An 11,073-nucleotide genomic window follows, 5' to 3' on the forward strand; every position below is an offset into this window, starting at 1 on the left:
GGGATCCGCCGTCCCGCCCTCGTCGCGGCCGGGTTGTGGTGTGGCCAGCCAGTACGCGAAGCGCCGGGGGCCCTCCGTGGTGCCGATGACCCGTTCGAGGAAGCGTGGTTCGTCGAGATGGAACGGCACGTGTCGGCCGAAGATCGGCCCGTCGTGGACGAAGGAGTGGTACTCGCCGAGCTCGCCGCAGACGTCGACGCCGTCGGGCAGCCGTGCCAGGAAGTCGCCGTCGAGAGGCACCCCGACGTCGCTGCGGTCCAGGACCGAGGCGTCCACGACGATCGTGACCGCCGCCAGCCCCGACCGCAGGAACCGGGCGATGACCTCCTGCGAGGACTGCCCCCACAACGGCACCAGGACCTCGATCCCGAACGGGGCGAACTGTGCCTGCTTGCGCCGCAGCACTCCCGAGCTGCTGAGGTCGCCGAAGGCGAACGCCTCGATGCCCTCGGACCGCAGCCGCCTCGCGGTGGCCGCCATCGCCTCTGCGTAGCCGTCGAGCCCCGGACCGGGCAACGGGATCGTCTCGAGCGGCAGGCCGATCGAGTCGGCCTGCGCCGCGAGCAGCTCGACGGGGACGCCGTGGACGGTCGAGGTGTTCCGGTCGGAGTGGACCGTCGTGACCAGGCGGTCGAGCACGACATCCCGGCCGCAGGCGTCGTGCACCTTCTCGTCGATCAGGGCGCTGAGGGCCATGGCGGAGTCCTTGCCGCCGCTCCAGTGCAGCGCCGCCCGGCACACCTGCCTCGACACGGGGAGTCAGTGTCCCCGTGCGATCCACTCGTCGAGGTGGGGCCGCTCGGCGCCGATCGTCGTCGACTCCCCGTGGCCGGTGTGCACCACCGTGTGGTCGGGCAGCTCGAAGAGCCGGTCGCGGATCGAGGCGATGATCGTGTCGAAGTCGGAGTAGGACCGCCCGGTCGCACCGGGCCCGCCCGCGAAGAGGGTGTCCCCGGAGAACACCACCCCGAGCTCTGGGGCGTGGAAGCAGCAGGCGCCCGGCGAGTGCCCCGGGGTGTGGATCACGTGCAGGTCGACGTCGCCGACCGAGACGATGTCACCGTCGTGAAGGTCCCGGGTCGGAGCGAGGCCGGGATGGGTCAGGTCCCAGAGCATCCGGTCGGCGGGGTGCAACGCGACCTGCGCACCGTGACAGGCCTCGAGGATGTCGGGCACCACCCTGACGTGGTCGTCGTGGGCGTGCGTGAGCAGGATCGCCCGGAGCTGCCGGTCGCCGATCGCCGCGATGATCGGCACGGCGTCGTGTGGCGCGTCGATGAGGACACACTCGGTGTCGGTGCCGACGATCCAGACGTTGTTGTCGACCTCCCAGCTGCCCCCGTCGAGGCTGAAGGTGCCGCTCGTCACGGTGTGCTCGACGCCGACACCCCCGGGTGAGGTGACGCCGACCCGCTCGACACGGCCGCTGTGCCTGTCCCCGCTCACAGCTCCACCACCGAGCGCAGCACCTCGCCGCGGCCCATCTTGACGAATGCCGCCTCGATGTCGCCGAGCCCGATCCGCTCCGAGACGAACGCATCGAGGTCGAGACGGCCCTGCTTGTAGAGGTCGACGAGCATCGGGAAGTCGCGGGTCGGCAGGCAGTCGCCGTACCAGCTCGACTTGAGCGAGCCACCACGGCCGAAGATGTCGATCATCGGCAAAGTGACCTGCCGGTCCGGGGTCGGCACGCCGACGAGGACCACCCGGCCGGCGAGGTCCCTGGCGTAGAAGGCCTGCTCGTAGGTCTCGGGGCGCCCGACGGCCTCGATGACGACATCCGCGCCGAACCCGCCGGTGAGCTCCCGGATCGCCTCGACGGGGTCGGTCCGACCTGAGTTGACCGTGTGCGTGGCCCCGAACCCCTTGGCCGTATCGAGCTTGCGCTCGTCGAGGTCGACGGCGATGACCGTCGTCGCGCCCGCGATGCCGGCGCCCGCGATGGCGGCGCACCCGACACCGCCGCAACCGATGACCGCGACGGACTCGCCGCGTCGCACCTCACCGGTGTTCACGGCGGCGCCGAAGCCGGCCATGATGCCGCAGCCGAGCAGGCCCACGGCCGCGGGGTCCGCGGTCGGGACCTTCGTGCACTGGCCGGCCGCGACGAGGGTCTTCTCGACGAAGGCACCGATGCCGAGGGCCGGCGTGAGCTCGGTGCCGTCGGTGAGGGTCATCTTCTGCACGGCGTTGTGGGTGGCGAAGCAATACCACGGCCGGCCCTTGCGGCACGCGCGGCACTGCCCGCAGACCGCCCGCCAGTTGAGGATCACAAAATCACCGGGCGTCACACTGTCGACCCCCTCGCCCACCGCTTCGACGATACCGGCCGCCTCGTGACCGAGCAGGAACGGGAAGTCGTCGTTGATCCCGCCCTCCTTGTAGTGCAGGTCGGTGTGGCACACCCCGCACGTCTGGATCGTCACGACGGCCTCGCCCGGGCCGGGATCGGGCACGACGACGTCGACGAGCTCGACGTCGGCGCCCTTGCTCCTGCTGATGACTCCCTTGACGGTCTGCGGCATGACTCATCCTCTCGTGTTCGTCCCTGCCCTCCACCCAAGCCGGACAGGCGTGCCGACGCAAGCCGCGCCTCTGCCCGCGAACAGGCCGCTCGAGGTCGAGCGTGCCGGGATGCCGCCCGGCTCGGCCGCGAACGGTCCGTCCGCGTGAAGCCGAGGGGTCACCTCGGACGGGGCACGACGAGCGCCGTCGCGATGGCCGCGATGCCCTGCCCGCGGCCGGTGAGGCCGAGGCCGTCGGTCGTCGTGCCGCTGACCGAGACCGGTGCAGCCACGGCGTGGGTGAGCCCCGCCTCGGCCTCGGCCCGACGGCTGCCGATCCGGGGGCTGTTGCCGATCACCTGGATGGCGACGTTGCCGATATCGAAGCCGGCACCACGCACCAGCCGACCCGCCTCGGCGAGAAGGACGACACCCGAAGCCCCAGCGAGATCCGGACGGTCCGTACCGAAGTGAGCACCGAGGTCACCGATCCCCGCAGCCGAGAAGAGTGCGTCACACGCGGCATGCGCCGCGACATCGGCGTCGGAGTGTCCGTCGAGGCCCCGCTCCCCCGGCCAGAGCAGACCCGCGACCCACAGCTGACGATCCGAGCCCTCGGGGGCGAAGGCATGCACGTCGACACCGACCCCGACCCGAGGGGCTCCGGTCATGGCGCCTTCCAGTCGATGGGGCCGCGGTGCACCTTGTGTGCCGCGGCCTGGGCCACCGGCTTGACGACCATCGTGTCGATGTTGACGTGCTGCGGCAGGCCGACGACGAATCCGATGCATTCAGCCACGTCCTCGGCGCGCAACGGGTGGTCGACGCCTGCATAGACCTCGTCCGCCGCCGCATGGTCACCGTGCAGCCGGGTCAGGGAGAACCCCTCGGTGTGCACCATGCCGGGCCGGATGTCGCAGACGCGGATGTTCTCTCCGTTGAGCTCGAGCCGGAGGGTCTCGCTGATGACCGAGGTGCCGTGCTTGGCCGAGGTGTACCCGGCGCCACCTTCGTAGACCGTCTCGCCCGCGGTCGACGAGACGTTGACGATCGTGGCACGCGGTGACCGGCGCAGCAGCGGCAGCGCGGCCTTCGTCATGAGCATCGTCCCCAGGACGTTCGTGGCGAACATCTGCTGCCACTCGGCCGGGTCGCCGTCCTCGACCCGGCTCGTGCCCAGCGCGCCCCCGGCGTTGTTGACCAGCACGTCGAGGCGACCGAGCGTCTCGACGCCGGAGGGGACCCGGTCGGTGTCGGTGACGTCCATGACCAGTGCCCGCGCCTGGTCGCCGATCGCGGCGACGGTCCGCTCCAGCGGCTCGCGGCGGCGCCCGGCGACGACGACGTCGAACCCGTCGGCGGCGAGCCTCTTCGCGACGGCGGCACCGATCCCGGTGCCGCCTCCGGTGATGAGGGCGACGGGTCGTAGGGGCGTCTCGGTGGTCAGGGTCGTCACCCAGTCGAGGATAGACGCTCCCCGGTCCGGCCGGCGGGCCTGCCGGTCCGGCCCGGCGGGGGGTGGCCGCCAACCAGCAGGTCAGGCGCCGGCCGCTCCTGCGGTGAGGAACCGGGCCGCCCGGTCGAGGTCGTCACACGTCGTGACCTTCAGGGCCCGTTCGTCGCCGGCGACGACGAGCACCGGCTCGCCGAGGCGCTCGACGAGCCCGGCGTCGTCGGTCGCATCCGGGCTCCCTGCGTGGGCCCGCTCCAGCACCGCACGGGCGAACCCCTGCGGCGTCTGGATCGCCCGAAGCACTGCACGGTCCGGCGTCCCCACCACCAAGCCGGCCGCGTCCACCTGCTTGATCGTGTCGACGACCGGCACACCCGGCACGGCGGCGCCTGCTCCGGCCCGCACTGCCTTGACCACGCGGGCGAAGACGGCCGGGGGTGTCAGGCACCGTGCCGCATCGTGGACCAGGACGACCCGGACCGCATCGGAAAGCGCAGCGAGCCCGGCGGCGACGGAGTCACCTCGAGTGGCGCCGCCGGCCACGACCGTCACGCTCACGGCATCCGAGACCGACTCGTCGTCGGACGCGAAGCCCGCTGAGCGGCATACCTCCTCGGCCTGCCCCAGCCACCTCGAGGGGCCCACGACGACGACCTCGGCCAGGCCGGGGCACGAGCGCGCCCCCCGCAGCGCGTGCCCGAGGATGGGCACGCCCGCGAGGGGCACGAAAGCCTTGGGGACCTCGGCCCCCAGTCGGGTACCAGATCCGGCGGCGACGATGACGAGACCGACGTCCGCCGACGCCATCAGGAGGCGAGTACCTCGTCGAGGATCGACTCGGCCTTGTCCTCGTCCGTCTTCTCGGCGAGCGCGAGCTCGGAGACGAGGATCTGGCGGGCCTTGGCCAGCATCCGCTTCTCACCGGCGGACAGGCCGCGGTCCTGGTCGCGGCGCCACAGGTCACGCACGACCTCGGCCACCTTGATGACATCGCCGGAGGCGAGCTTCTCGAGGTTTGCCTTGTAGCGGCGGGACCAGTTGGTTGGCTCCTCGGTGTGCGGAGTGCGGAGAACCTCGAAGACCCGGTCGAGGCCCTCTTGGCCGACCACGTCGCGGACGCCGACGAGGTCACAGTTCTCGGCAGGTACCTCGATCGTCAGATCGCCTTGTGCGACCTTGAGCTTGAGGTAGAGCTTGTCTTCTCCCTTGATCGTGCGGGTCTTGATTTCTTCGATCAGTGCTGCCCCGTGATGCGGGTACACGACCGTCTCGCCGACCTTGAACGCCATGTGCTGTTTTCCCCTTTCGCGACCACCAGATTATCACGAAGCCGCTCACATCGCGATTTCAGGAACCGGCATCTGCGCAGGTCAGAGCCATTATGACCGAGAGAAGAGGGGATTTGACGGACTTGACAGTAACCCCCTCGGCATGCATCCGCGCGGGCGCAGGCTCACCCTGACGGGCCGATTGTGGGCAACAGCGGGGCGTGGCTGCCGGGCTGTCCCGGGTCCGACGAAGGCACACCCACCCGGCGCGGAAATCGCCCGGGCGGCCGAGGCACCGACCGCACGGGAGCGTGCGCCGGTAGGCTTGCGCGCGTGAAGCGTCGACTCCTGCCCCAGACCCCCGTGCGTCGCGTCCTGGCAGCCCTCGTGGCGGCCACCACGGTCACCCTCGGCACGGCCGGATGCATGGTCTTCTCGCCCGTCCAGACGGACGTTCCCTACGCGCCTGCCGACGGCATCCAGACCAACCTCGGCAGCGTCGCGATCCGCGACCTCGTCCTCGTCACGAACGGCTCGGGAGAGGCGATGGTCTCCGGTGGGCTCGTCAACCAGAGCGCCCAGGCGGTCACCCTCCAGTTCGCTCCGCAGCTGGAGGGTGGCAGTACCTCCGGCACGGAGATACAGCTGCAGCCCAGCGAGCGGGTCAACCTCGCCGAGCAGGGGCTGCAGCTCACCGGCGTCGCCGCGAAGCCCGGCAGGGTCATCCCGGTGCAGGTCACGAGCAGCACCGCCGGCACCACCCTGCTCAACGTCCCGGTCATGGCCGCGGAGGGCTACTACGCCACGGTCACGCCGACGGCCGTGCCGACCAGCTGAGTCGACCACCCGTGTCGACCAGCTGAGCCGAGCTGCCGAGCCGGCCCGGCTCAGCGGCCTTGGTTCGCGACGGCCTCAGCCGCGGCCTCGGCCGCCTCCGGGTCGAGGTAGCGTCCACCACGCGTCAGCGGGAGGAAGCTGTCGTCGAGCTCGTAGACGAGCGGCATACCGGTCGGGATGTTGAGAGCCGCGATGTCGGCGTCGGATATCTCGTCGAGGACCTTGACGAGCGCACGCAACGAGTTGCCGTGCGCCGCGACGAGGACGGTCAGCCCGTCGGCCAGATCGGTCTGGATCTCGTTCTCCCAGTAGGGCAGCAGCCGCGTCAGCACGTCCTGCAGGCACTCCGTGCGGGGCATCGCCTCGCCGAGCCCGGCATACCGCGGGTCGTCGGTCTGGGCGTACCGGTCGTCGGCCTCGATCGGCGGCGGCGGCACGTCGTACGAGCGACGCCACTGCATGAACTGCTCGTCGCCGTACTGCTCGAGGATCTCCTTCTTGTTCTTGCCCTGCAGGGCACCGTAGTGGCGCTCGTTGAGCCGCCAGTCGCGCTTGACCGGGATCCAGTGCCGGTCCGCGACGTCGAGCGAGAGGTTCGCCGTCGTGATGGCGCGCCGCAGCACCGACGTGTGGACGATGTCGGGCAGGATGCCCTCAGTCCTCAGGAGCTCACCGCCGTGCACGGCCTCGGCCCGGCCCTTGTCCGTCAGGTCGACGTCGACCCACCCCGTGAAGAGGTTCTTGGCGTTCCAGTCGCTCTCGCCGTGGCGGAGCAGCACGAGCGTGTATGTCATGACGGCAACCCTATCCAGACCGGCTCACCCGGCCGGGGGCGGCGCACTGTCCTCGGGCCGCGCGAGCACGTGGCGGAACGCCTCGAGGTTGCGAGTCGACTCACCCCGCGAGACGCGCCAGGCCCACTCCTTCTTCATCGAGGTGAGGAACCCGAGGGTCAGCAGCTCGTTGAAGCTCTGGTCCGCCGCGGCGAGGACGACCCCGAAGAGCCGGTCGAGCCGGTCTTCGTCGACCGCCTCGGTCGGCAGCTCACCACGCACGTAGACGTCGCCGTCCGCGTCGACGGCGTAGGCGAGGCCGGTCAGGCGCAGGTTCTTGCGAAGCAGGTGGCGGTAGAAGACCTCGTGGTTCTCGTCGGGGTTGCGGATGACGAAGGCCATGATGCTCGTCGTCGTGTCGCCGATCACGAGCGACACGACGGTCTTGAGCTTCTGCTCCCCCGGCAGCGACACGACGTACTCTCCCTCACGCGCGCCGGGCTCCCACTCGAGGTCGACGGACTGCAGGTATGCCGTCGTGCGGGCTCCCGCTCGATCAACCGGGGTCGTGCCGGGCTCAGTCGTGAGCTTCTGGGTCGTGGCCGGTTCGGGGACTGGGACCTGGTTCACGGGATCACCGCCCTCGTGGGGACGCCGGCGAGGCTCTGCTCCCCGCCGTTGGTCGAGCGGGCGTGCTCGTCGATGGCACGCGAGTAGACATCGATGAGGCGATCCGTCGTGGCGGCCCAGCCGAAGCCGGCTGCATGCGCGACCGCCTTGCGCGACAGGGCCTCCCGCTGCACCGGGTCGTGCAGCAGCGAGCCGATGACATCGGCCCACTGGTCGGGATCGTGGGTGGGAACGAGCACACCGCCGTCCCCGACGGCCGTCGGCAGGCCGCCGACGGCGGCAGCGACCACGGGCGTGCCACATGCCTCGGCCTCGATCGCGACGAGCCCGAACGACTCGGAGTGGCTGGGCATGACGACGAGGTCGGCCGCGCGGTACCAGTCGGCCAGGACCGGCCGCGGGACCGGTTTGACGAACCGGACGAGGTCGCCGATGCCGAGCCCGACGGCCAGGTCCTCGAGCTGGTGCGGGCGGGCCAGGCCGGTGCCGCTCGGCCCGCCCAGGACGGCAACCTGCAGCGTCCCTCGGCGCTCCGGGTCGCGGGCCACGAGCTCGGCGGCCGCGCGGAGCAGGACGTCGGGCGCCTTGAGCGGCTGGATCCGGCCGACGAAGAGCAGCAGGTCGGCGTCGGGGTCGAGCCCGAGCACGGTCCTGGCCTGCGCCCGGTCGCCCGGTGCGAAGGTGAGCAGGTCGACACCGGGAGGGACGATGGAGACCTTCTGCGGCGGGGCGTCATACAGCTCGATGAGCTCCCGCGCCTCACCCTCGGTGTTCGCGACCAGCCGTTCGGCTGCTTCGACGACCTGCACCTCGCCGATCTCGCGACCCGGCGGCTCGGGGGTGTCGCCCTCGGCGAGGTGACCGTTCTTGACCCGGGCCATGGTGTGCATCGAGTGGACGAGGGCGACCCGCCATCGGTCGGCGGCAAGCCAGCCGACCTGCCCGGAGAGCCAGTAGTGCGAGTGGACGAGGTCGTAGTGGTCCTCGGGGACCGACAGGCCCGCGTGCATCGTGCCGGCCGTGAACGCACACAGCTGGCCGGGCAGGTCCTCCTTCGAGAGCCCCTCGTACGGGCCGGCCGTCACGTTCCGCACCCGGACGCCCGGCACGAGCTCGACGTCGATGGGCAGCTCACCGGTCGTGCGCCGGGTGAAGATGTCGACCTCGATGTCCCGGGCGGCCAGCTGCTTGGCGGTCTCGGCGACGTAGACGTTAAGGCCGCCCGCGTCGCCCGTGCCGGGCTGCTCGAGCGGGGAGGTGTGCACGCTGATCATCGCCACCCGTCTCGGCTGGATCCCCATCGGCATCGTCCTCTCTGCCTAGAGATGGTCCTCGGCAGCCCGGGCATAGTCGTCCTGGAGACGTTCGATGTCCGCCTCGTCGAAGTGCCCGAACCCGACCTCGAGGAGCCGCCCGGGCCGTTCTCCCGAGTTGCCCATCCGGTGGATCGAGCCTCGGGGCACCCAGACCGTCTCACCCGGCTCGGCGACCCACTGCTGGTCGTCGACCGTGATCTCGATCGGCACGTCGAGCACCTGCCACATCTCGCCACGGTGGTCGTGCTTCTGCAGCGAGAGGCGGTGCCCGGGCCGGACGGTGATGATCTTGACCGTGACCTGCTCGTTGGAGACGAACTGCTGGAAGGTCCCCCATGGCCGCTCGGCGACGAAGATGTCGTTCGTCGGGTTGCGGTCGCCGAGGTCGTAGTCGTCAGGGTGGTGCCGAGGCGCGAAGTCGTGCTCCTGGGTCGGCACCGTCACTCCCGCGCTCGGCCGGTCGCTCGCCGCCTCTCCCCGGCCCGTCACCATTTGCGGCTCTGCCCCGACCCGATGCCGCGCACGTGGCGCAGGGCGGGGCGGACGTCGGCGAGGTAGACGGCCGCGGCGACGAAGGCGATGATGCCGGGCAGCGAGATGATGTTGAACACCGTCACGATGCCGAACAGCAGGGCGACACCGGTCACGATCAGCCAGAAGGTCCGGGTGCGCTTCCCGGCTGCCACATACGCGGCCTCGGGATGACGCAGGGCGTCCAGGAAGGCGAACAGCTCGCAGCCCAGGGCGGCGACTCCCAGCACCGTGAGCACCAGTGACTGGAACCCGTAGAACAACGACATGTCGACCAGCGTAACCGCCCCGAACCACCCCACCTGACGTTGTGGGTGTATCCGACGTCACGTCATGGTCACGTGTCCACGAGGACGGTGAACGGGCCGTCGTTCATCGAGGTCACGGCCATCATCGCGCCGAACCGCCCGGTGGCGACGTCGATGCCCCTGCCGCGCAAGGCGCCGACGAGCGCATCGATGACCGGTTCAGCCACGGGCCCCGGCGCCGCCGCGCTCCACGAGGGGCGACGCCCCTTGCGCGTGTCGCCCTGGAGGGTGAACTGGCTGACGAGCAGCACCGGCGCACCGAGCTCCACGACGCTGCGTTCGTCGCGCAGGATGCGCAGCTCGGCGATCTTGCGCGCCATCCGCTCGACCTGCTCCGGCCCGTCGGCGTGGGCGACGCCGACGAGCGCGAGCAACCCGGGTCGCGAGATCTCGCCGACGACGTGGCCCTCGACCTCGACCCGCGCAGACGTCACCCGCTGCAGGACCGCTCGCATGTTCAGAGGCCGACCGCGACGACCGCCCCGACGGGCTCACCGTGCCCGAGGACGGGCCGGGTCTCGAGGGCGGCAAGCGGCTCGGCCGCGGTGATGCCGACCCGCCGGAGCACCGCGGCCAGCACGACACCGCACGCCCGGGTCCCGCCGTCGGCGATCTTGACGGCCACCCCGCGGCCGTCCGCCAGGCCGGCGGCATACACAGCCTCCGCGCCATCCTTGGCGACCAGACCCGGCACACCCGCGATCAGTGCCGTGACGTCACGCCCGGTGCCGCCGACATACTCTGGGTGGTCGCGCATCGCGGAGGCCACCCTCGCCTCGGGTCCATCCGCCGCGCTCGCGAGGCGGCCGAACGCCTGGGCGAGCCCGACGAGCGGGACCGCGTGGATCGGCGCACCGCAGCCGTCGACCGCGACAGCGCTGACCGGGCCCCCGGTGAGGTCGACGACCGTCCCGGTGATCGCCTGCTGGAGAGGGTGCGCCGGGTCACGGTAGGCGGCGATGTCCCACCCCGCGGCGGCGCACGTGGCCAACATCGCAGCGTGCTTGCCCGAGCAGTTCTGCGCGAGGGACTGTTTGGGCAGTCCCGTCGCGATCCACGCGATACGCGCCGCCTCGTCGAGCGGGTAGTCCGGCGTGTTCTGCAGATCGGCCTCGGTCAGGCCGGCGCCCTGCAGGACCTCCCGGACACCGGCGAGGTGGACGTCCTCACCCGAGTGGCTCGCACAGGCAAGAGCGAGGTGAGGTCCAAGCACGCTCAGCCCGGAGCGCACCATCGCCACAGCCTGGAGCGGCTTGCTCGACGAGCGGGGAAGGACCGCTCCACGGGAGTCGCCGACCTCGAGGAGCACCTCCCCGCCCGGACCCGTCACGACGGCGGTGCCACGGTGGGCGGACTCGACGAAGTCGTGGCGCCCCACCGGGGCCGCCCCCCCGGGCCCGGGGGGGGCCGGGGGTGCCGGGGGGGGGGGGCGGTTGGGCCCGATTACCAACGC

At 71.1% G+C, this 11,073-nt stretch carries 15 protein-coding genes; 1 reads left to right on the forward strand and 14 read right to left on the reverse strand.

All coding sequences use genetic code 11. The features are described 5' to 3' along the window. The 7 genes from L0H79_RS16385 to L0H79_RS16415 form a co-directional block, all read right to left on the reverse strand. A partial coding sequence (locus L0H79_RS16385) for a hypothetical protein (protein WP_301485715.1) occupies positions 1–753 on the reverse strand: 753 nt, incomplete at its 3' end. A gap of 6 nt (positions 754–759) precedes the next feature. Continuing rightward, positions 760–1,368: an MBL fold metallo-hydrolase gene (locus tag L0H79_RS16390; RefSeq protein WP_301485733.1), complete on the reverse strand. Its 609-nt coding sequence runs from the start codon at positions 1,366–1,368 to the stop codon at positions 760–762. A 74-nt stretch (positions 1,369–1,442) separates the two neighbouring features. Continuing rightward, positions 1,443–2,525, reverse strand: coding sequence for an S-(hydroxymethyl)mycothiol dehydrogenase (locus L0H79_RS16395; RefSeq protein ID WP_301485717.1), 1,083 nt, complete (start codon positions 2,523–2,525; stop codon positions 1,443–1,445). A 158-nt stretch (positions 2,526–2,683) separates the two neighbouring features. Continuing rightward, on the reverse strand, positions 2,684–3,175 hold the full coding sequence (gene ispF, locus L0H79_RS16400) for a 2-C-methyl-D-erythritol 2,4-cyclodiphosphate synthase (RefSeq protein ID WP_301485719.1): 492 nt from the start codon (positions 3,173–3,175) through the stop codon (positions 2,684–2,686). Continuing rightward, positions 3,172–3,960 carry an SDR family oxidoreductase gene (locus L0H79_RS16405; protein ID WP_301485721.1) on the reverse strand — a complete coding sequence of 263 codons (789 nt, stop codon included), beginning with the start codon at positions 3,958–3,960 and terminating at the stop codon, positions 3,172–3,174. Before L0H79_RS16405 ends, ispF begins: the two co-directional genes overlap by 4 nt. An 81-nt stretch (positions 3,961–4,041) precedes the next feature. Next, entirely contained in the window at positions 4,042–4,764 is a 723-nt protein-coding gene (gene ispD / locus L0H79_RS16410; RefSeq protein ID WP_301485723.1) for a 2-C-methyl-D-erythritol 4-phosphate cytidylyltransferase, read from the reverse strand. After that, the gene (locus L0H79_RS16415; protein ID WP_301485724.1) at positions 4,764–5,246 is read right to left on the reverse strand and encodes a CarD family transcriptional regulator; all 483 of its coding nucleotides are present in this window, start codon (positions 5,244–5,246) and stop codon (positions 4,764–4,766) included. Before L0H79_RS16415 ends, ispD begins: the two co-directional genes overlap by 1 nt. A 312-nt stretch (positions 5,247–5,558) precedes the next feature. Between L0H79_RS16415 and L0H79_RS16420 the strand changes: the two genes are divergently transcribed. Further along, positions 5,559–6,062, forward strand: a complete 504-nt coding sequence (locus L0H79_RS16420) for a hypothetical protein (RefSeq protein WP_301485726.1) — start codon at positions 5,559–5,561, stop codon at positions 6,060–6,062. A 50-nt stretch (positions 6,063–6,112) separates the two neighbouring features. Here L0H79_RS16420 and L0H79_RS16425 read toward each other — a convergent pair whose 3' ends face one another. The 7 genes from L0H79_RS16425 to L0H79_RS16455 form a co-directional block, all read right to left on the reverse strand. Further along, positions 6,113–6,856, reverse strand: coding sequence for a phosphoglyceromutase (locus L0H79_RS16425; RefSeq protein WP_301485728.1), 744 nt, complete (start codon positions 6,854–6,856; stop codon positions 6,113–6,115). Between the two features lie 24 nt (positions 6,857–6,880). Continuing rightward, complete coding sequence (locus L0H79_RS16430) at positions 6,881–7,363, reverse strand: YbjN domain-containing protein (protein WP_301485734.1); 483 nt, start codon at positions 7,361–7,363, stop codon at positions 6,881–6,883. A 98-nt stretch (positions 7,364–7,461) separates the two neighbouring features. Further along, positions 7,462–8,766: a D-inositol-3-phosphate glycosyltransferase gene (gene mshA / locus L0H79_RS16435; protein ID WP_301485729.1), complete on the reverse strand. Its 1,305-nt coding sequence runs from the start codon at positions 8,764–8,766 to the stop codon at positions 7,462–7,464. Between the two features lie 18 nt (positions 8,767–8,784). After that, positions 8,785–9,219, reverse strand: coding sequence for a phosphomannose isomerase type II C-terminal cupin domain (locus tag L0H79_RS16440; RefSeq protein WP_301485730.1), 435 nt, complete (start codon positions 9,217–9,219; stop codon positions 8,785–8,787). 47 nt (positions 9,220–9,266) lie between these two features. Further along, a complete protein-coding gene (locus L0H79_RS16445; RefSeq protein ID WP_301485731.1) occupies positions 9,267–9,581 on the reverse strand; it encodes a DUF2516 family protein in 315 nt (104 codons plus the stop codon). A 68-nt stretch (positions 9,582–9,649) separates the two neighbouring features. Further along, entirely contained in the window at positions 9,650–10,075 is a 426-nt protein-coding gene (gene dtd, locus L0H79_RS16450; protein ID WP_301485732.1) for a D-aminoacyl-tRNA deacylase, read from the reverse strand. Positions 10,076–10,077: 2 nt separating this feature from the next. Continuing rightward, entirely contained in the window at positions 10,078–11,070 is a 993-nt protein-coding gene (locus L0H79_RS16455; RefSeq protein ID WP_367652483.1) for an asparaginase, read from the reverse strand. Positions 11,071–11,073 lie beyond the last annotated feature (3 nt).

Source organism: Intrasporangium sp. (assembly GCF_030452765.1).
Lineage (GTDB): Bacteria > Actinomycetota > Actinomycetes > Actinomycetales > Dermatophilaceae > Intrasporangium_A.